Origin of the sequence: Polaromonas sp. (assembly GCF_035638815.1) — a bacterium.
GTDB lineage: Bacteria > Pseudomonadota > Gammaproteobacteria > Burkholderiales > Burkholderiaceae_C > Polaromonas.
Genome location: NZ_DASQZG010000029.1, coordinates 14053 through 33153, shown reverse-complemented (window position 1 = coordinate 33153; position 19101 = coordinate 14053). Strand labels below are relative to the sequence as shown.

At 59.7% G+C, this 19101-nt stretch carries 19 protein-coding genes; 12 read left to right on the top strand and 7 right to left on the bottom strand.

Annotation, left to right across the window (positions count from 1 at the left end):
* Positions 1–35 precede the first annotated feature (35 nt).
* A complete protein-coding gene (locus tag VE934_RS17170; RefSeq protein WP_324889784.1) occupies positions 36–1508 on the top strand; it encodes an RNB domain-containing ribonuclease in 1473 nt (490 codons plus the stop codon).
* Positions 1509–1537: 29 nt separating this feature from the next.
* Here the strand turns inward: VE934_RS17170 and VE934_RS17165 are convergent, their stop codons facing one another.
* On the bottom strand, positions 1538–2959 hold the full coding sequence (locus VE934_RS17165) for a DUF2867 domain-containing protein (protein WP_324889782.1): 1422 nt from the start codon (positions 2957–2959) through the stop codon (positions 1538–1540).
* Positions 2960–2973: 14 nt separating this feature from the next.
* Positions 2974–3297: a metalloregulator ArsR/SmtB family transcription factor gene (locus VE934_RS17160; RefSeq protein WP_324889780.1), complete on the bottom strand. Its 324-nt coding sequence runs from the start codon at positions 3295–3297 to the stop codon at positions 2974–2976.
* 185 nt (positions 3298–3482) lie between these two features.
* On the opposite strand from VE934_RS17160, the gene VE934_RS17155 reads away from it, so the two are divergent.
* On the top strand, positions 3483–3755 hold the full coding sequence (locus VE934_RS17155; protein WP_324889778.1) for a YkvA family protein: 273 nt from the start codon (positions 3483–3485) through the stop codon (positions 3753–3755).
* Between the two features lie 15 nt (positions 3756–3770).
* On the opposite strand, the gene VE934_RS17150 is transcribed toward VE934_RS17155, so the two are convergent.
* Positions 3771–4631, bottom strand: a complete 861-nt coding sequence (locus VE934_RS17150; RefSeq protein ID WP_324889776.1) for a LysR family transcriptional regulator — start codon at positions 4629–4631, stop codon at positions 3771–3773.
* Positions 4632–4761: 130 nt separating this feature from the next.
* On the opposite strand from VE934_RS17150, the gene bla reads away from it, so the two are divergent.
* The 3 genes from bla to VE934_RS17135 all read left to right on the top strand — a co-directional run bounded on the left by bla (position 4762) and on the right by VE934_RS17135 (position 8195).
* Entirely contained in the window at positions 4762–5670 is a 909-nt protein-coding gene (bla, locus tag VE934_RS17145) for a class A beta-lactamase (RefSeq protein ID WP_324889774.1), read from the top strand.
* A 51-nt stretch (positions 5671–5721) separates the two neighbouring features.
* Positions 5722–6186, top strand: coding sequence for an EVE domain-containing protein (locus VE934_RS17140; RefSeq protein WP_324889772.1), 465 nt, complete (start codon positions 5722–5724; stop codon positions 6184–6186).
* A 101-nt stretch (positions 6187–6287) separates the two neighbouring features.
* Positions 6288–8195, top strand: coding sequence for a PAS domain S-box protein (locus VE934_RS17135; protein WP_324889770.1), 1908 nt, complete (start codon positions 6288–6290; stop codon positions 8193–8195).
* A 130-nt stretch (positions 8196–8325) separates the two neighbouring features.
* On the opposite strand, the gene VE934_RS17130 is transcribed toward VE934_RS17135, so the two are convergent.
* Positions 8326–9222: a 2-dehydropantoate 2-reductase gene (locus VE934_RS17130; protein WP_324889919.1), complete on the bottom strand. Its 897-nt coding sequence runs from the start codon at positions 9220–9222 to the stop codon at positions 8326–8328.
* 26 nt (positions 9223–9248) lie between these two features.
* Complete coding sequence (locus VE934_RS17125) at positions 9249–9752, bottom strand: hypothetical protein (protein ID WP_324889768.1); 504 nt, start codon at positions 9750–9752, stop codon at positions 9249–9251.
* Positions 9753–9806: 54 nt separating this feature from the next.
* Between VE934_RS17125 and VE934_RS17120 the strand changes: the two genes are divergently transcribed.
* From VE934_RS17120 to VE934_RS17100, 5 genes are read left to right on the top strand one after another with little or no spacing between them, the layout of a single operon-like run.
* The gene (locus VE934_RS17120; RefSeq protein WP_324889766.1) at positions 9807–10847 is read left to right on the top strand and encodes an ABC transporter substrate-binding protein; all 1041 of its coding nucleotides are present in this window, start codon (positions 9807–9809) and stop codon (positions 10845–10847) included.
* Positions 10848–10861: 14 nt separating this feature from the next.
* Positions 10862–11458: an SCO family protein gene (locus tag VE934_RS17115; RefSeq protein WP_324889764.1), complete on the top strand. Its 597-nt coding sequence runs from the start codon at positions 10862–10864 to the stop codon at positions 11456–11458.
* Between the two features lie 14 nt (positions 11459–11472).
* Positions 11473–11916 carry a hypothetical protein gene (locus VE934_RS17110; protein WP_324889761.1) on the top strand — a complete coding sequence of 148 codons (444 nt, stop codon included), beginning with the start codon at positions 11473–11475 and terminating at the stop codon, positions 11914–11916.
* Positions 11917–11955: 39 nt separating this feature from the next.
* Positions 11956–12705: an ABC transporter permease gene (locus VE934_RS17105; RefSeq protein ID WP_324889759.1), complete on the top strand. Its 750-nt coding sequence runs from the start codon at positions 11956–11958 to the stop codon at positions 12703–12705.
* On the top strand, positions 12695–13438 hold the full coding sequence (locus VE934_RS17100) for an ABC transporter ATP-binding protein (RefSeq protein ID WP_324889757.1): 744 nt from the start codon (positions 12695–12697) through the stop codon (positions 13436–13438). Before VE934_RS17105 ends, VE934_RS17100 begins: the two co-directional genes overlap by 11 nt.
* Before the next feature lie 124 nt (positions 13439–13562).
* On the opposite strand, the gene VE934_RS17095 is transcribed toward VE934_RS17100, so the two are convergent.
* On the bottom strand, positions 13563–14738 hold the full coding sequence (locus tag VE934_RS17095) for a PHB depolymerase family esterase (RefSeq protein ID WP_324889755.1): 1176 nt from the start codon (positions 14736–14738) through the stop codon (positions 13563–13565).
* Positions 14739–14946: 208 nt separating this feature from the next.
* Here VE934_RS17095 and VE934_RS17090 point away from each other — a divergent pair, with 208 nt between their 5' ends.
* Both VE934_RS17090 and VE934_RS17085 read left to right on the top strand, forming a co-directional pair.
* Complete coding sequence (locus tag VE934_RS17090; RefSeq protein WP_324889753.1) at positions 14947–15915, top strand: rhodanese-related sulfurtransferase; 969 nt, start codon at positions 14947–14949, stop codon at positions 15913–15915.
* Between the two features lie 3 nt (positions 15916–15918).
* Positions 15919–16584, top strand: coding sequence for a glutathione S-transferase (locus tag VE934_RS17085; protein WP_324889751.1), 666 nt, complete (start codon positions 15919–15921; stop codon positions 16582–16584).
* Positions 16585–16689: 105 nt separating this feature from the next.
* On the opposite strand, the gene clpA is transcribed toward VE934_RS17085, so the two are convergent.
* Entirely contained in the window at positions 16690–19026 is a 2337-nt protein-coding gene (gene clpA / locus VE934_RS17080; protein WP_324889749.1) for an ATP-dependent Clp protease ATP-binding subunit ClpA, read from the bottom strand.
* Between the last annotated feature and the right edge of the window lie 75 nt (positions 19027–19101).

The following is a 19101-nucleotide window of genomic DNA, read 5'->3' as shown; positions in this document are numbered from 1 at the left end:
ATAGCGACCGCAGCATCACTCAATTTCACCTTTCAATGAACCCCACCCACCTCCACCAGATCGCCGTAGAAGCCATGCGCTCCCGCGGCCTGCTGCCCGCCTTTTCCCCACATGCCTTACAAGAAGCGGAGGCGGCACGCCACACCGCCCCTGAGCGCAGTGCAGACATCCGCGACTTGCGGCATCTGACCTGGTTCTCAATTGACAACGACGACACACGCGACCTGGACCAGTCGAGCGTGGCCGAACCGTTGGCGGATGGCACCGCGCGCCTGCTGGTGGCGGTGGCGGATGTTGACTGGCTGGTGCAGCAAGGCGGTGCGGTGGACGACCATGCGGCTGCCAATACCACCTCGGTGTACACAGCAGCTGGCATTTTCCCCATGCTGCCCGAGGTGCTGTCTACCGACCTGACTTCGCTACACGAAGGCCAGGAGCGACTGGCCGTCGTGGTGGACATGCTGGTCGCCGCAGACGGCACGGTGGCTGAATCAGACATCTACCGCGCACTGGTCTTGAACCGTGCCAAGCTCACTTATGACGCCGTGTCGGCGTGGCTGGACGGCGAAGCAGCGCCGCCCCCGCAAATCGCAAGCGTGACTGGCCTTGAAGAACAGGTGCGTTTGCACGACGTGCTGGCTGGCAAGCTGCGGCAATGGCGCCAGTCCCGCGGTGCGCTGAACGTCAACACCATCGCGGCGCGGCCGGTGTTCAAAAACGGGCAGTTGACAGACCTGCGCCCTGACGAGAAAAACCGCGCCAAGGATTTGATTGCCGACCTGATGATTGCCACCAACGGCGCGACGGCGCGTTTTCTGGTGGACCAGGGCTTCCCGTCCATACGCCGCTTTTTACAGTCGCCCCGCCGCTGGGATCGCATCGTGGCGCTTGCTGCAGGCCATGGCGTGGCCTTGCCCGCGCTGCCGGACGCACTGGCGCTTGACCGATTTTTGACCGCTCGGCGCAGCGCCGACCCCAGCGGATTTGCGGACCTGTCGCTGGCGGTGGTGAAGCTGCTGGGCTCAGGCGAGTACGCAGCTGCGCCCGCAAGAGCCAAAGGCGCAGTATCAAACGGCGACGAGGCCGGCCACTTCGGTCTGGCCATCAACGATTACGCCCATTCCACGGCGCCCAATCGCCGCTTTCCGGATCTTGTGACACAACGCCTGCTCAAAGCAGCATTGGCCCGCGAAGCGCCCCCCTACTCCGCTGAACAGCTTGCCGACATTGCCAAACACTGCACACTGCAGGAGGACAACGCCAGCAAGGTCGAGCGCCAGGTGCTCAAAGCGGCCGGTGCGTATTTGCTCCATGGTCGTATAGGCGATGTGTTTGACGCCATCGTTACCGGCGCCGCACCCAAGGGCACGTTTGTGCGCATCAACAGCCCGCTGCTGGAGGGGCGCGTGGTGCGGGCTTTTGAAGGGCTGGACGTGGGTGACACCTTGCGGGTGCGTTTGGTAGCGGTGGATGCTGAAAAGAGTTTTATCGACTTTGAACCGGCCTGACCCGATCCGCTCAAACTTAATGAAGCAACTTAGGCGGTGGCCAACTTCGAAGACACGGGCAAATCTCTTTCCTGAACAATCGCATATTCCACTGAGAGCCGCAGCATCGTGGGCGTAACGTAGTGGCGGTGCACGTAGTCAATCGCGGCCATATAAAAGCGGCCAAACAGGTTTTTGCAATGAACGCGAGTACCCAGCATGACATCCACATGGTGGTTATCGACAATTTCCACACTCACGCAGGACCTGAACAGCAGGTGCTTGTCGTTGGCACCAAGAATGACCTGGGCTTTGGTGTCGGTGGCGTTGATGCTTTGGTCAAGCACGGGGTAACGATTGGCAAACAGGTTGCTGGTGTCCGGCGACAACAATGACGAAACCGGGCAACCCAGTGGCGATGTGCGCAAGCCCAGAGGTTTAACCAGCACGTTGCGCAGTGCCATGAGATTGGATACACCGCTTGGAGCATTGAGCAAAAATCCTTCCAGCACTGCGGCCAATAAGTTCGTGGCGCTGGCATGCCCAAAACTGGTGCCGGTCACACGCAGACTAAAGGTGTCCTCATGGTGGGCGCGTACCTCCGACAACTGCCGAAGCAACAATGAATCAACTGGTGGACTGGCGAGTTCCTTCACGCTTCGGGCGGAACCACCATGTGAAAGAAAGCCTGACGCCCCTTTCCAGGAACCCCACCAGCCGCGTACCAAGCCCGCACCGCATCGAACGGTGTTGCAGACCACCCGATGAAAGGTCCCGGGAGGTGCGTCCAGCGACAAGGTCGTGGTCGGAACAGCGTCTGCTTTGAAATCTTTTGCCTGAAGAAGCTGTTTCACCGAATCGGGCAGCAGCTCTGTCAACGCCGGAATACTGGCTTCGTTGCTCAGCACCTCTTCCTTCAAGGCTTCTGAGAGGTTGCCGCCCAACTCGTTGGTATGGCAGGACAGCGCAAAAAAGACCGGATGCAAAGAGTTGCGCGCAAGAGCAGAAAACTGGTGCCAGGTTTCTCCGCCAAACCGCACGGTGAACAGGCAGTCCGGCGGTATGTTCACGAAGCGAAGGGCGCGTATGAAATTTTCAGGATCTTCCTGAATCTGCTGTTCAGACACGCTAGAGAAACGCAACTGCGCCCCGCCGCTGCCCGACACCGCTGTAAAGATACGATGCCCTGCGTGGCGATGAAACGGATGCCCCTTGGGACCAACTACGAAAGAATACAGCGAGGTGGCGTCACCCTTGGAGAAATCGGTGCCGCCCAATTTGGCAGACGGCTCATCAAGTTCATCGACAAAGGCACTGTGCTGACGCTGCCTCGACGCCACGCTGGCAAACAAATGATTGCCAGCACCATGGCCGATTTGGGCAATCAGCGACACCTCCACGGCCAGCCCACCCGATTCAGATGGGATGCGAACCGACGGAAACGTTTCGACGACCTGTGTGAGATTGCGCATTGCGTCCTCCTTCTTTACTTGACTTTATGTGTTCTGGCGGCCACGCGATCCCGTTTCAGGGGGCGAGCCACCGGGCAGAGTTCAAATGCGTAGCCCGTGAGGCTGTTGACCAGGCTGTCGCCGTTGAGCTTGTAAAGCACAAACTGACCGCTGCGCTCACTGGTCACCAAGCCCGCGTTTTCAAGCACCGATAAGTGGCGTGAAATGGCGGGGGTGCTCATGGCAAAGCGCTCCGCCAACTCGGTGGTGCTGAGCTCCTTTTCGGTGAGATAGGCCAGAATCTGGCGCCGCGGGCCCGAGGCCAGGGCTTCAAATATTTTGTCTAGAGATGCAGTCATTTAATTATTAACTTATTTGTTAATGACTTTATTCAAACATTGAAGACCTGTCAAGGCTAAAGCCAAACCTGGAGGAGCGGGCGAATGTAACGCCCTGTGAAAGCCCCTTGCACAACGCGCCGCCATCGCCATCTGCGCATGAGTTGGCCCGCCGGGCTTCCCCTTCCCTCTATTAAGGAGCCACCATGTTCAAACGCCTGACCCTGCTGTGGGTATTGCTACGCGGCGACGCGCGTCAGCTGTGGTTTGCGCTTCGCCACCCCCAGGCACCGAGTTGGCTGAAATGGGGCACGGCAGCCGTTGCGGTCTACTTGTTTTCGCCCATAGACCTGATTCCCGACATGCTGCCGTTTTTTGGCATTGCAGACGATCTGGTGCTGGTTCCGATGGCCATCCGCGCCCTGCTTAAGCGCCTGCCGCCCGAACTGAAACAGGAAGCAACCCAGCGCGCTGGCTAATCCGGCAGCCGCCCTTTACCGCGCGCCGTTCTCCAGCAACCAAGCCTTGAACGCCAGCATGGCCACAGTCACCGGGCGCGACTTCAGCCGGGTCAGCCAATAGCGGCCGTTGCTGACCTCCACCTCGAAGGGCCGCACCAGCCGGCCCTGTTGCAGCTCCCGCGTAAACATGCGTACCGGCAACAGCGCAATGCCCGCTCCTTGCGCGGCGGCTTCTGCCATGGTTAACGAGGAGTCGAACACTGCGCCCCGCAGCAAGGGGCTTGGGGTCCCCGCCGCCGCAAACCAGTCCACCCAATCGTCAGCGCGGTAAGAACGCAGCAGCACCTGGCCGGCCAGGTCATCAGGGGTGTTCAAGGCCTTGCCCATCGCCGGCGTACACATGGGTGAGAGCGGCGCCGCCAGCAGGGCCTGGGCATCGGTGCCATGCCAGGCGCCGTCACCAAAACGGATGGCGTAGTCCAGGCCTTCCCCGGCAATGTCAACCCGGTTGTTGTTGGTGAAAAGACGGAAATCTACAAACGGGTGTCGCTGCTGAAAGTCGCGCAGCCGCGGAATCAGCCAGCCTACGGCAAAGGTACCCACGACGCCCACGGTCAGCACCTCGCGGGCTCGCCCGTCGCCAAACTGGTCCAGCAATTGGCCTATGCGCTCGAAAGACTGGGCCAACACCGGCAACAGCGCCAGGCCCTCGTCTGTCAGTGCCAGGCCGCGCGGGAGCCGGCGAAACAGCGGCACCTGGAGGCGATCTTCCAGGTTCTTGACCTGCTGGCTTACCGCCGCCTGCGAGACATTGAGCTCAAGCCCTGCTCGGGTAAAACTGAGATGTCGGGCTGAAACTTCAAAAGCGCGCAGGGCGTTCAAGGGCAGATGCATGGCAGTGAATCAATAGCAATCGATAGCAATGAGGCCAAGTTTTTCTTGGGTTTAAGCCTGAATATTACCGTTTGTGCCGCCGGCTCTACAAATGGATCATGAGGTCCCTTCAACTCCAATCCCCAAGAAAATGCATAGACGTCAATTTATTCGATCAGCCGGTGTGGTCACCTCAGCCCTGTTGGCCGGCGGGTGCGCCCAGACCCTGGGAGCGGCAACGAACGCTTCGCAGGCAAACCGTTTTCAACAGACTTTGCGACAGATCGAAGCAGCCAGCGGTGGCCGGCTGGGCGCGGCCATGCTTGATACCCAAACCGGTGCCTCCTACGCTTACAGGGGCACAGAGCGCTTCCCGATGTGCAGCACATTCAAATTTCTCGCGGCAGCCCAGGTGCTGTCCCGAGTGGACAAGGGGCAGGAGCAACTGGACAGGCGCATTCTCGTGCGTGCCTCTGACATCATTGAACACTCGCCTGCCACAAAGCCACGGGTGGGCGGTGTGCCGATGACCCTGGCAGAGCTGTGCGAAGCCACCATAACCTTGAGCGACAACGCAGCCGCGAATCTGATGCTGAAAGAGATGGGCGGCCCGCTGGGGCTGACGGCCTACATGCGCAGCCTGGGCGACGACATTACCCGGCTGGACCGATTCGAGCCAGAGCTGAACGAATCCACGCCCGGCGACCCGCGCGACACGACCACGCCCGAGGCCATGCTGCAGAGCATGCAAAGAATTGTGCTGGGCACGGCGCTGACGGCATCATCGCGGGCACAGATCACGCGCTGGCTGCAGGACAACAAAACCGGTGACCGTAAATTGCGTGCGCTGCTGCCCGCAGGCTGGAGGGTGGGCGACAAAACCGGCGGCGGCAACCACGGCAGCAACAACGACATCGGCATTTTCTGGCCACCGGGTCGGGCGCCGATTCTGGTGACGGCCTACCTGACGCAAACCAAAGCCGAGTTGCCGGTGCGCGACCGCGCGATTGCAGAGGTGGGACAGCTGGTGGCGGCGATGGTGACAAGCTCGTCGAGCTGATTCATCGGGTTCGGGCTGCGGTTTTGAAGGCCCGCCCATAAAATCGGCTGAATGAACTACTGGCTCATGAAGTCCGAACCCGAAGAATGTTCGGTTGACGATGCCCTTGCGGCGAAGAAATCAACCGTCCCCTGGGTCGGCGTGCGCAGTTACCAGGCGCGTAACTTCATGCGCGACGGCATGCAGGTCGGGGACGGCGTGCTGTTCTACCACTCCAGTTGTGCTGAGCCGGGCATCGTCGGTATCGCGGAAGTGGCTTCCACAGCCTACCCGGATCCAACCCAGTTTGATCCAAATTCGCACTACCACGACGCCAAGTCAAAACCAGCAGAGCCGCGCTGGCTGCTGGTGGATGTGAAGGTTTTGAAGAAAACCCGGAACCTGACCTTGCCTGAGCTGCGTGCGACGCCAGCGCTTGAAGACCTGCTGATTTTGCGCAAGGGCAACCGCCTGTCCATCACACCAGTGGAGCCCAGGCACTGGCGCCTTATCTGCGGGTTGTTTGTGGCCGACTGACAAGCGACGCGACCGCCGCCATTTGTAGGACAAGGGAGCGATTTGCAGCATCGGGGCGACTGCCTTTACGGATTTCGAGCTTCACTCGCTATCATTCTTTCATGTCAATTTCGTCACCTCCTGCCCGGGAACAGGCATCGACCGACCGCTTCCGTTTGCTGGTAGACGCAGTTCAGGATTACGGCATTTTCATGCTCGACCCCACGGGTGTGGTGGTGTCATGGAATATTGGCGCGCAGCGTATCAAGCAGTACCGGCCCGACGAGGTAATTGGCCGGCATTTTTCCCTTTTCTATCCCAAGGAAGCCGTCGACGCGGAGTGGCCCACCGAGGAGTTGCGGCGTGCAGCGCGTGACGGACGGTTTGAGGAAGAAGGTTGGCGCCTGCGCAAGGACGGTACACGCTTTTGGGCCAATGTGATCATCACCGCCCTGCGCGACCCCGACGGTACGTTGACAGGTTATGGCAAGGTGACGCGCGACCTGACAGAACGCCGCCAGGCGGAGGAAGCGGTTCGCGAAAGCGAGCAGCGCTTCAGGCTGCTGGTTGAAAGCGTGCGGGACTATGCGATCTTTATGCTCAATCCACAGGGCATCATCGAAAGCTGGAAAAGCGGCGCCCAACTGATCAAGGGTTTCAGCGCCGAGGAAGCGATTGGCCGGCATTTCCGGATGCTCTACCGGCCGGAAGATCAGGAAGCCGGCACGCCTGAGGCGCAACTCAAGTCGGCCCTTGCGGCGGGCCGCGCCGAAATGGAAGACTGGCGTGTGCGCAGGGACGGCTCGGCATTTTGGGCCAACGTGGTCATTTCGCCCGTGTACGACGCGGCAAAGCAACTCCGTGGGTTTGCCAAAGTGACACGCGACATGACCGAAAGGCGCCGGCTCCACGAGCTTGAAAGCTCCAGCAAGCGAATCAGCGAATTTTTGGCGATGCTGGCACATGAGCTGCGCAACCCACTGGCGCCCATTCGCAATGCCGTCACCATCCTGCAGCTGGAACCCTCCCCCAGCCCGATGGTGCGCAGCAGCCGCGACATGATTGACAGGCAACTTTCCCACATGACGCGGCTGGTCGACGACCTGCTGGATGTGGGGCGCCTCACCACGGGCAAGATTCGATTCAAGGCTGAGCAGGTGGCTTACGCCCAGGTGGTGTCACGGTCGGTAGAGGCTGTGCGCCCGCTGATGGACGCGCGCCGGCACCAGCTCACGGTCAGCATGCCGGATGCCGGTTTCTGGGTGCAGGGTGACTCCACCCGGCTGACGCAGGTTTTGCAAAACCTGCTTACCAATGCGGCCAAATACACACCCGAAGGGGGCGAGATTGAGTTGAAGGTCTGGCAGGATGGTGGCGATCTTCACACGTCTGTGCGGGACAACGGCGTGGGCCTTTCCAAACAGGCGATCCGGGACATTTTTGAGTTGTTTGCGCAGGGCGATGCCCAGACAGCTGCCAAAGAAAGCGGCCTCGGTATTGGCCTGACGCTGGCCCGCTCGCTGGTTGAAATGCACGGGGGGGTCCTTACCGCCACCAGCGACGGTCCGGGTCTGGGCAGCACCTTCCGATTTTTCCTTCCCAACGCGGGCGTGGCGCAAAGCAGCACCGACGAAAGCCCGGCCGGGCCGCCCGCACCCCAAATCCTGATCGTTGACGACAACCGTGACGCCGCCAACAGCCTGGCAGAAGTCCTGCGCCTGATGGATTGCCAGGTGAAGGTGGCGTACGACGGCCCCGCTGCGCTGGAGATAGTACGCAAGCAACTGCCCCAGGTCATGTTGCTGGACATCGGCATGCCCGGCATGAACGGCTACGAAGTCATTGCCGCCCTGCGCGCCATGCCCGGCGCGGAGCGGGTGACGGTGGCTGCGCTCACAGGCTTTGGCACCGATGAAGACAAAACCCGGACCAAAGCCGCCGGATTTGATACCCACCTGACCAAGCCGCTGGATTTTTCGGTTCTGCAAGCGTTTTTACAGTCGGCTGGCGCCCTGCCCGCCGCAACCTGACTCCATATGGAAATTATCCAGAGTGGTATTTTGCTATAACTATCATAGCAAACTATGCCCGCCGATAAAAGGCAAATGGCCATTTTTGCTCACATCCCGCCCTGAGTGAGGCATAAGCTGCAACGAGACTTTAAAGACTCTTGCTCTCAAGCAGCTTTACCAACGCCCACAACACGCGGTTGGCCGGTGTTGTGATACCAAGCGCTTTTCCGCGCGTAACGATCAGCCCATTGAGGTAGTCAATCTCACTGCGCTTGCCGCGCGCGAGGTCTTGCGCGGTGGATGAAAACTGATTGGGCATACTGGCCGCCAGCTTGTCTACCGCTGCGTGGACATCGCCAGCCACCTGCACACCTTCGGCTTTGGCGACAGCCAGGCATTCAGCCACCACGTCGCCCATCAGGTCTCTCACGCCCTCTCCGTCCACCGTTTTGCCGTAAGGCAGCTGGGTGATGGCCGATACCGCGTTGTAGGCACAGTTCAAAATCAGCTTGGACCACAACGCACCGCGCACGTTGTCCGAGATTTCCGTAGGCACGCCCGCTGCAATCAGGGCCTTGGCGGCGGCTTCGCTGCCACCCGCGGGCTCTATGACCAGATCTCCGCGGCCATGGTGCAGTACGTGGCCGGGGCCCGCCATTTCGGTGGCAACGTACACAACAGCGGCGGCTATAGCGTGACGAGGTAACGCCCTGCGTAGACGCACGGCGTTATCCACGCCATTTTGCAGCGTCAGAATCAATGCGTCTGGCGCCAGGTGCGGGCGCATCAGTTCGCCTGCGGTTTCGGTGTCCGTTGACTTGACGCAGAACAAGACCACCTGTGCGCCCTGCACTGCACTGGCCTCAGCACTGGCCTGCACGGGCACTTGCTCGTCGAAGCTGGTGGTTTGCATGCGCAGTCCATCTTTAGCAATGGCCTCCACATGCTGCGCCCGGGTGATCAACACGACGTCGTGACCGGCGCGCGCCAACATGCCGCCAAAATAGCTCCCCACCGCGCCAGCGCCCATGACGGCGACCTTCAGAGGCGCGCCAACAAGTGAAGGTTTGTTCATGCGGACAGGCCTTTGCGTACGGTGGATGCCGCAAAGCCGGCCTCACCCCACGCGGTGGCACTTGCGCGCGTGAGCTTGAACGACGGCGCCACGCGGACCTCTGCCAGCAACGCGCCTGCTGAGTCCCTGGCGCGCAGCATGGCGGACGGGTTGTCCTCGTCGGGTTCGATGTCCAGCGAGACGCTGAAGTGCCCGCTGCTGTTGGCAATATCCACGCTCTGGTGCAAGGTGGCATGCAGTTGTTGCTCATGGCGGCGCACAAACTCTGCTGCCGTTTTAACCAAAGTGCTGAAGGCCGATGAGTCCAGCGGTTTGGGATTTTTCTTGTCGCGACCCATGGTCCAGGGCCCCACCAGCGCCGGCTCCGTCTGGCCATGTGGCGTCATGGCCACCGCCCAGCCATCGTCGTCATCGTTCTTGATAACGCGTGCGGTCCAGCCGTTGTCCCGCCACATGCGGGCTTCGTTGATTTTTTGGTCGAGATCGTCTTGATCAGTCATTTGCATGCCTGTATTTAACCCCAGACGCTGGGGCGTAGCCGGTAAGATGCTGCAATGCCCACAGATCGTCACGCCATTCCAAAGCAGCTGCAGCGTCGGCATGTGCTGGGCGCGGCCATGGCCGCCGTTCTGCCAGGTGTAACCGGCATTGCTACCGCCGCGTCGCCGAAACCCATCCTGGTGGGCGGCCTGCCTGTCACCTGCAACCTCACCCTTCCGGTGGCGTGTGTAGCCAAAGCCGCTGCCAATGCCAGGGCGGGCATTACAACGGTCGACTACGAATACAGCAAGTACAACGGCTGGCCGGAAATCAAGGAGTCGCTCATGACCGGCCGCATACAGGCGGCCTACATGCTTGCCCCGCTGGTGATGGACCTGACGGACAAAAAGATACCGCTCAAAATTGTCTCGCTCGGGCACCGCTCGGGGGCGGTCATCATGGTACGGACCGACTCCACCCACAAGCGTTTTGCCGACCTGAAAGGCAAACGCATCGCCATTCCAAGTCGTTTTGCGGTCGACTTTCTCTTCTTGCGCAAGATGCTGGCGCGCGAAGGCATGACGCCCAAGGACATCGAGATCATCGAAATGGCGCCGCCCGACATGCCAGCCGCGCTGTATGCCAAGGCTGTCGATGGTTATTGCACCGGCGAGCCTTTTGGCGCGGCGGCGCAGCGCGCAGGTTACGCCCGGCCCCTGTCCATGACGCGTGACGAGTGGCGCAACTACATCTGCTGTGTGCTCACCGTGCGCGAGGAACTGATCCGTGACAACCGCCCGCTGGTGCAGGACCTGGTCAACCACGTTCAGGCAGCAGGCACATGGCTTGACAAAGGCCCAGCCAGCCGCAACAAGGCGGTGGAAATTGCATCAGGCCGGAAGTTTTTCAACCAGGACCCCAACATCATCCGCTTCGTGATGGAAAATCCGGCGGACCGGGTCACGTACGGCGATCTGCGCATGATCCGCGCCGAGTTCGACGAACTGATGAAGCTTTCCATAGAGGCCGGCACTCTCAAGCGGCCCGTCGCCTATGAAACTTATGTTGACGAAAGCTTCGTCAAGGGCATCAAGCCCGTCAACATCACCCTTTGATTCCAGGATTCACTTTGAAACGCGCACTTTCTGCATTTTTTTCGCTGGTCATGTGTGTGGGCCTGGCAAGCGCCGCCGCCCCGCCATCAAACGCCGGCCTCAAGTCGGGCGCTTTTGACCCACCGCGCGCAGCCCCCGATTTCAACCTGCGTGGTTCAGACGGTACCGAGCTGAAGCTGAGCCGCTTTCGCGGCAAACTTGTGGTGCTGGAGTTTGGCTACACCTTCTGCCCCGACGTCTGCCCCGTGTCGCTGGCCATGCTGGCCGAAGCGCGCAAAAAGCTGGGCCCGCTGGCTGCGGATATGCAAGTAATTTACGTGACGGTGGACCCGGAACGCGACACTGCAGAGCACATGCGCAAGTTTCTGGCGGCCTTTGACCCCACTTTCATCGGCGCGACTGGCACACCGGCGCAGCTTGAAAAGGTGCGCAAGGACTACGGCATCACCGCGACCAAAAAAATGGTCGAGGGCAGCAAAACCGCTTACACGGTGCACCACTCCTCCTACCTGTATTTTGTGGACAGCAAGGGAAGTCTGCGCGCTCTGATGCCCTTCGGGCGCACCGCCGACGACATTGCGTACGACGCCAGAATCCTGCTCAAAAAATAAGCGGTGGTTTGCTGATGTCCTTGCGCCGCTTCTGGCATGTCCTTCTTTTGGTTGCCACCTTGTCCGCGCTGGGCACGATGGGCTGGGCGGCCTTCGCGCCGCTGAGCGCTGAATCCAGAGACGAACTGTTTGAAATCCCCAAAGGCACCTGGGCCCGGCGCATGGCGGGCGACAAGGTGGAAATTCTGCCGTCTGAAGTGCGCCTGACCCTCGGCGTGAAAGACGTGCTTTTGCTGCGAAACCTGGACGAAGTGCCGCAGATCTTTGGCCCAACGCTGATCATGCCGGGACAAAGCTTTCGCCTGCCCTTTGACGTGGCGTCGCGCTACGATTTCGCATGCAGTGCGCATGCCAGCGGGGAGATGAGCGTGCTCGTGGCGCCCATGCCCGCCACCCCGGTTGAGCGGCTTCGCTGGCGTGCCGATGCAGCCTACGCAGCCTTGAAGAAACAATTTTGATGAGTGAACTGTGATGAGTGAAAGGTTTGAGTGGAAAAAATGAAAAACATTCTTGCGCCACTGTCCGTGCTGGTGGCGTTGGTCGCCTGCTGGTGGGTGGTGGTGGTGCAGACCGAAAGCGTGATCTTTCCGACCCCGTTGCAGGTTGTGACTGGCACCATGGAGCTGGTAGAAGACGGAACGCTATGGGAACACATAGGCGCATCCCTGTTCAGGGTCGGCACGGGCTTCTTGATTGCCACGCTGGTTGCGTTGCCGCTGGGCCTGTGGATGGGCCGGGTGGCTGGCGCCTACCGCACGCTCAACCCGATTTTTCAGATCTTGCGGCCGATATCGCCGATTGCATGGATTCCCCTGGCCATTTTGTGGTTTGGCGTGGGCAATGTGTCGCCCATCTTCCTGATTTTTCTGGCCTCGGTTTTTCCGATGATTGTGCAGACGGCAGCTGGCGTGCACACCATTGAAAAGCGTTACTTGCGTGCAGCGGATAACTTTGGCGTATCGCGCTACGCGCTGTTCAGGCAGGTGATCATCCCTGCAGTGCTGCCAGAAATCATTGTGGGCATGCGCATTGGCCTGGGTGTGGCCTGGCTGGTGGTGGTGGCGGCCGAGATGATTGCGCTGCGATCCGGCCTGGGCTACCTCATCATGGATTCACGCAATGCGGGCAACCGTTATGACCTGGTCATTGCGGGCATGGTGATCATCGGACTTATCGGCCTTTTGCTGGACGGCAGCATGCGCCGTCTGGAAGGTTTCAAATTTATCAGGTGGCGCTATGGTCGCTAAGATTTCACTCGACAACATCCGCAAGAGTTTTGCGTCCGGCAAGGAGGCCTTGCCAGTAGTGAACGGCGTCAGCCTTTCTGTGGCCGATGGCGAGTTCGTCGCCATCGTCGGGCCATCGGGTTGCGGCAAATCCACCCTGATGAACATTGTTGCCGGCTTTGAGCGCGCCGACTCGGGTTCGGTCAACATTGACGGCGTGCAGCGCGACGGACCCAGCCCCAAAGGCATCGTCATTTCGCAGCACGGCTCTGTTTTCCCGTGGCTCACCGTACAACAGAACCTGATGTTTGGCCTGAATGGCGACGGCCACGGCGACAAGGCCGCGCTGGCCGATCACTATGCCGACATGGTGGGCCTGAAGGGCTTTGAAAAGAGTTATCCGCACGAACTGTCCGGCGGCATGCTCAAGCGCGTGGAGCTGGCGCGCGCCCTGGTCGTCAAGCCCGAAATCCTGTACATGGATGAGCCGTTTTCTGCGCTGGATGCGTTGATGAACCTGCGCATGCGCACGGAGTTGATGCGCATCCTGTCTGAAGAGCGCCACACCGTGCTGCTGATCACACACGACGTGGAAGAAGCTCTCTTCATGGCCGATCGCATCCTCGTGTTGTCCCCGCGGCCCGCCCGCATACAGGCGACGTTTGCAGTGCCTTTTGCACATCCGCGCAAGCTCTCAAGCCCTGCAGTGCAGCAACTGAAAGAGCAAATTCTGGCGGAGCTCGGGGTAAGCTGACAGCAATCGACATGTCATCCCGGACTCGATCCGGGACCCATGCTGGTTTCACCAAGACAGACTGTTCACGCGGTAAGGATTGTGGATCAGGCCCGCAATGACACACAAAACATTCGTCGACGGCTCAGCTTGCCGCATCCGTCGGGCGCCGATGGTGCAAGGCAAAAAAGTTCCACATCATCAATGTCGCGTTGGGGCCCTCGCGCACGCTGAATGCAACGCCGCTGTCGCCCCCGCTCCATGCATGACCCAGCGTGGAAATGTCACAGCGCACAAGTTGCGGCTTTCGCCCCGCGTAATACGTCTCGGTTTGCCAGGCATGGTGCGGGCTTCGCCCATCGGTGCGCGCGGTGTATTTGCGGTGCACGGGCTCGGAGCGAGTGATGTATGCGGCATTCACAATCGCCAGTTGTTTTGTCAATTGCTCCACGTTGATGCGCCGCACCACATCGTCGCGCACCCCATGAATCAGGATGGCGGGCATGCCGGGAAATTGCGGAAGCGCACGACCCAGTGCGCGGGCTGTCTCCATGTGCGACAAAGCCGAGCCATGTTGCATGGCCCGATAGGCATTCATGGCGGAGTCCGTGGTCCCGAAAACCGGGGCCGAGTGCAAGCCCACCGCTGCGAACAGCCTGGGGTAGCGCAAGGCCACGATGGTTGCAAGCGCTGCGCCAGCCGACAGCCCCGCGATATAGGTGCGCGATGCGTCCAGACCGTGTTTGTGCTGCACGTAAATGGTCATCTCTGCAATTAATTTGGCCTCGCCCTGCCCTTGCTGAGTTGTACGCTGGTACCAGTGCCAGCAACGGTGAGAGTCTTTGGTTGCAGATTGCTGCGGGTAAAGCACGGCAAAACCCTTGCGCTCCGCCAGTTTGTTCATGCGTGTGGAGGTGGCAAAGTCCAGTGCCGTTTGCTGACAGCCATGCAACATCACAACCACCGGACGCTGTGTAGCAGTATCAGACCGCGCACTGGCTGGCAAGTACAACCAGTAAAGAAGGCGTCGAGCTGCAGATGGTCGCCCCGCACCCGGTGGCGGAAAAGTGAACTTTTGCCAAGTCCCGGGCAGCCCCCGGTCAGCTTGCGCTGGTGTCGCTGCTGTCTTTCGTTTGGCGGTGACGGTTTTGGCGGGAGGCAGGACGACTCTGGCAAGTTGGGGCGCTTTCGGCCGGCGCGTAACCGGTGCGCGCACCGGTTTGGGCAGCATGCTCTTGAGGAGCTTGCGCCCCTGCGTTTGCTGTGATTTGCTCAGGCGCTTGATACTTTTCAGCCAGAGGCTGCTCAGGCTTTTAGCCATGGAGAGTGCTCACGGAAATTTTAGAAAGGAGTGTCATGAATCAGCATGGATGCGGGCTGGCCTTAAATCAGCATAGTCGATAATTGCTGCGCTGCAGCATAAAAAGCCTGTCGTCCGACGAAAGACGTAGGAACTTGCCTAGGCGTCGAAAACGAACCCGTTACGATTGATGCTGTGACGCCCTGAAGCGCCCCGCTATTTCCATCCCATGCCCCAATTCCTCACTGCTGCCCTCTATAAATTCGTCGAACTGCATGACTTTGCGGCCTTGCAAGTACCCTTGCAGGCGTTTTGCGAGGTCCATGACGTCCGCGGCACCCTGCTGCTGGCTGAAGAAGGCATCAACGGCACCATTGCCGGCCCTGCCGAGGGGGTGCATGCGGTGCTGGCCTATTTGCGCACTGACAAGCGTCTGGCTGACCTGACTCACAAGGAGTCCTGGTCGCACAAGCTGCCGTTCTACCGAATGAAGGTGCGCCTGAAGCGTGAAATCGTCACGCTTGGCGTTCCCGGAATCAACCCGAACGAGATGGCCGGCCAGTACGTTAAGCCCGAAGCATGGAACGCACTGATTGCCGACCCCGACGTTGTGGTGGTGGACACACGCAACGACTACGAAGTTGGCATAGGCACCTTTGAAGGCGCTGTCGATCCGCACACCAAAAGCTTCTCAGAGCTCCCCGCGTGGGTGGAAGCGCAGTCCGCCCCGGGGGGTGTGCTGGCCGAAAAGGATGGCAAGAAGCCCAGGGTGGCGATGTTTTGCACAGGCGGCATCCGCTGTGAAAAATCCACCGCCTTCATGCGCACCAAGGGCTTTGACGAGGTTTACCACCTGGAAGGCGGCATTCTCAAATACCTGGAAACCGTGCCCGAGAACGAAAGCCTGTGGCACGGCGAATGTTTTGTGTTTGACGAGCGCGTCTCCGTCGTGCACGGCCTGGCCACCGGGCATTACGACCTGTGCCGCGCCTGCCGCGACCCGATCAGCGAGGCCGACAAGGCTTCCCCGCTCTATGTGCCGGGCGTCAGTTGCCCGTCTTGCCACGACAAGAAAACCGCGGAGCAAAAGCGTGGCTTCATCGAGCGGCAAAAACAGGTGGACTATGCGAATCGGCGCCGTCAACCGCACATCGGCATGCGGCAAGTTCCAGCGCCTTTGAGCGACACAGAGGACTGAATCATGGACGCCGCCCTGCCCGTGCTCTATTCGTTTCGCCGTTGCCCATATGCCATGCGGGCGCGTCTTGCGCTCGCAAGCAGTGGGCAGACTGTGGAGCTGCGCGAGGTGGTCTTGCGCGACAAGCCAGCTGAATTAATTGCCACATCACCCAAAGCTACCGTGCCCGTGCTGGTGCTACCGGATGACGTCGTCATTGACCAGAGCCTGAACATCATGTTGTGGGCGCTCAAGCGCAGCGACCCCGCTGGATGGATGGCTCCGGAGACAGAATCAACAGCATCCATGATGGCGCTCATCGCGCAATTTGATGAAGGCTTCAAGCCGCATCTGGACCGGTACAAATACCCAGGGCGCTACGTCGATTCGACCGCTGAGAGCGCTCGCGTCGGAGGGTCTGGCTATCTCAAGCAACTCGAAGATCGACTCCAGGTCAATTCGCATCTGTTCGGCGCCCGCGTGTCGATGGCAGACATGGCCATTGCACCCTTTGTGCGGCAATTCGCTCAAACAGACAAAGCGTGGTTTGACGCGCAGCCATGGCCGGCCTTGACAGCCTGGCTGGAGGCTTTTGTCAGCTCAGCGCTTTACAAGATGGTTATGCAGAAGTACAGCCAATGGGTGCCGGGCGAGCCAGGCATCCGATTCCCCGAAAAGCAATCGCTATAATTTCAATAGCAATGTTTGTCCGTGAACAAAGGGCAGACGGGCAATTTGACAATGAAAAAGCCCGCTGGCTCCTGCCAGCGGGCTTTTTTACGACACAGGCAACACTTAATCGGTGGTCGCTTCTTCAGCCTCGGGTTTCGCCTTGCCCTCTTTCTTGGGCAGAGGCAGGATATCCAGAACCACATCGCCGGTCTCGACGCCTTTTTCATCGGTGGTCAGTTTGATATCCACTGTCAGTCGTCCACCGTCCATCAGGCGGCCAAAGAGCAACTCGTCCGCCAGCGCGCGGCGAATCGTGTCCTGAATCAGGCGCTGCATGGGACGTGCACCCATCAGCGGGTCAAAGCCTTTCTTGCCCAGGTACTTGCGCAGGCCGTCGGTGAAAGTAACCTCCACTTTCTTCTCGGCAAGCTGAGTCTCCAGCTGCAGCAGGAACTTGTCGACCACGCGCAGGATGACGGTTTCGTCCAGCGCCTTGAAGCTGACAGTCGCGTCCAGCCGGTTGCGGAACTCAGGCGTGAACAGACGCTTGATGTCAGCCATCTCGTCGCCCGCCTCGCGCGGATTCGTAAAGCCAATCGTCGCCTTGTTCATGGTCTCGGCGCCAGCGTTGGTCGTCATGACAATGATCACGTTGCGGAAATCCGCCTTGCGTCCGTTGTTGTCCGTCAGCGTGCCATGGTCCATGACCTGAAGCAGCACATTGAAGATGTCCGGATGAGCCTTTTCGATCTCGTCCAGCAGCAGCACGCAATGCGGCTTCTTGGTGACAGCCTCGGTCAGCAAACCGCCCTGGTCAAACCCGACATAACCCGGAGGCGCGCCAATCAACCGGCTCACGGCATGGCGCTCCATGTACTCGGACATATCGAAGCGAATCAGCTCAATGCCCATGATGTAGGCCAGCTGTTTGGCCGCTTCTGTTTTACCAACGCCGGTGGGGCCGGAGAACAGGAAGGAACCAATCGGCTTGTCGTCGCGGCCCAGGCCGGAGCGCGCCATCTTGACCGCAGACGCCAGCACGTCAAGCGCCTTGTCCTGGCCAAACACCACGCTTTTCAAATCGCGTTCCAGCGTTTTGAGTTTGCCGCGGTCGTCGTTGGACACGTTGGCGGGCGGAATGCGCGCTATCTTGGCCACAATCTCTTCGACCTCGGCCTTGGTGATGGTTTTCTTGCGTTTGGACGGCGGCAGGATGCGCTGCGCAGCACCCGCCTCGTCGATCACGTCAATCGCCTTGTCGGGCAGATGGCGGTCGTTGATGTACTTGGCGCTGAGTTCGGCCGCGGCTTGCAGAGCCGCGACGGCGTACTTGACGCTGTGGTGCTCTTCAAAGCGGGATTTAAGCCCCTTGAGTATTTCCACTGTTTCCTGCACGGTCGGCTCGACAACGTCGACTTTCTGGAAGCGGCGTGACAGGGCTGCGTCTTTTTCGAAGATGCCACGGTACTCGGTGAAGGTGGTGGCGCCAATACATTTGAGCTGGCCCGAGCTGAGCGCGGGTTTGAGCAAATTGGACGCATCCAGCGTGCCGCCCGAAGCCGCACCCGCACCGATCAGCGTATGAATTTCGTCGATGAACAAAATACCATTGGGCTTGTCTTTCAACGCCTTGAGCACGCCTTTGAGGCGCTGCTCGAAATCGCCGCGGTATTTGGTGCCCGCCAACAAAGCGCCCATGTCCAGCGAGTAGACCTGCGCCTCGGCCAAAATTTCAGGCACGTCTTTTTGCGTGATGCGCCAGGCCAGGCCCTCGGCAATGGCGGTCTTGCCAACACCGGCTTCTCCCACCAGCAAGGGGTTGTTTTTGCGTCGGCGGCAGAGAATCTGGATCACACGCTCAACTTCGTACTGCCGACCGATCAGCGGATCGATCTTGCCGTCTTTGGCAAGCTGGTTCAGGTTCTGGGTGTACTGCTCAAGTGGCGAAGTTTTTTCATTCTTTTCGCCGCCCTCTTCGTTTTCGGCCGCGCTCTCGCCAGCCTTGGTCGGCTCGGGCGGGTCACTCTTCTTAATGCCATGGGCAATGAAGTTGACAACGTCCAGACGCGTCACGCCCTGCTGGTGGAGGTAGTACACCGCGTGGGAATCTTTCTCGCCGAAGATGGCAACCAGCACATTGGCGCCAGTGACTTCTTTCTTGCCATTGCCGGTGGATTGCACGTGCATGATGGCGCGCTGGATCACGCGTTGAAAACCCAGCGTGGGCTGCGTGTCCACGTCATCACTACCCGCGACCTGCGGTGTGTTGTCCTTGATGAAGTTGGCAAGCGACTTGCGCAGATCATCGATGTTGGCGGAGCATGCGCGCAGCACTTCCGCGGCGCTTGGGTTGTCGAGCAAGGCAAGCAACAGATGTTCAACAGTGATGAACTCGTGGCGTTGCTGCCGGGCTTCAACAAAGGCCATGTGCAAGCTGACTTCTAGTTCCTGGGCAATCATTGCGTTTCCTTTCGGCTTGCTGCTTGGCTATCTGACTGAATCATTGAATCACTGTAGGAGATATGGGCGCCGTTT

What these genes read in the sequence shown, in the direction of transcription:
- VE934_RS17170 (WP_324889784.1), top strand. Translation starts at nt 36, where the DNA reads ATGAACCCCACCCACCTCCACCAGATCGCCGTAGAAGCCATGCGCTCC.
- VE934_RS17165 (WP_324889782.1), bottom strand. Translation starts at nt 2,959, where the DNA reads ATGCGCAATCTCACACAGGTCGTCGAAACGTTTCCGTCGGTTCGCATC.
- VE934_RS17160 (WP_324889780.1), bottom strand. Translation starts at nt 3,297, where the DNA reads ATGACTGCATCTCTAGACAAAATATTTGAAGCCCTGGCCTCGGGCCCG.
- VE934_RS17155 (WP_324889778.1), top strand. Translation starts at nt 3,483, where the DNA reads ATGTTCAAACGCCTGACCCTGCTGTGGGTATTGCTACGCGGCGACGCG.
- VE934_RS17150 (WP_324889776.1), bottom strand. Translation starts at nt 4,631, where the DNA reads ATGCATCTGCCCTTGAACGCCCTGCGCGCTTTTGAAGTTTCAGCCCGA.
- bla (WP_324889774.1), top strand. Translation starts at nt 4,762, where the DNA reads ATGCATAGACGTCAATTTATTCGATCAGCCGGTGTGGTCACCTCAGCC.
- VE934_RS17140 (WP_324889772.1), top strand. Translation starts at nt 5,722, where the DNA reads ATGAACTACTGGCTCATGAAGTCCGAACCCGAAGAATGTTCGGTTGAC.
- VE934_RS17135 (WP_324889770.1), top strand. Translation starts at nt 6,288, where the DNA reads ATGTCAATTTCGTCACCTCCTGCCCGGGAACAGGCATCGACCGACCGC.
- VE934_RS17125 (WP_324889768.1), bottom strand. Translation starts at nt 9,752, where the DNA reads ATGACTGATCAAGACGATCTCGACCAAAAAATCAACGAAGCCCGCATG.
- VE934_RS17120 (WP_324889766.1), top strand. Translation starts at nt 9,807, where the DNA reads ATGCCCACAGATCGTCACGCCATTCCAAAGCAGCTGCAGCGTCGGCAT.
- VE934_RS17110 (WP_324889761.1), top strand. Translation starts at nt 11,473, where the DNA reads ATGTCCTTGCGCCGCTTCTGGCATGTCCTTCTTTTGGTTGCCACCTTG.
- VE934_RS17105 (WP_324889759.1), top strand. Translation starts at nt 11,956, where the DNA reads ATGAAAAACATTCTTGCGCCACTGTCCGTGCTGGTGGCGTTGGTCGCC.
- VE934_RS17100 (WP_324889757.1), top strand. Translation starts at nt 12,695, where the DNA reads ATGGTCGCTAAGATTTCACTCGACAACATCCGCAAGAGTTTTGCGTCC.
- VE934_RS17095 (WP_324889755.1), bottom strand. Translation starts at nt 14,738, where the DNA reads ATGGCTAAAAGCCTGAGCAGCCTCTGGCTGAAAAGTATCAAGCGCCTG.
- VE934_RS17090 (WP_324889753.1), top strand. Translation starts at nt 14,947, where the DNA reads ATGCCCCAATTCCTCACTGCTGCCCTCTATAAATTCGTCGAACTGCAT.
- VE934_RS17085 (WP_324889751.1), top strand. Translation starts at nt 15,919, where the DNA reads ATGGACGCCGCCCTGCCCGTGCTCTATTCGTTTCGCCGTTGCCCATAT.
- clpA (WP_324889749.1), bottom strand. Translation starts at nt 19,026, where the DNA reads ATGATTGCCCAGGAACTAGAAGTCAGCTTGCACATGGCCTTTGTTGAA.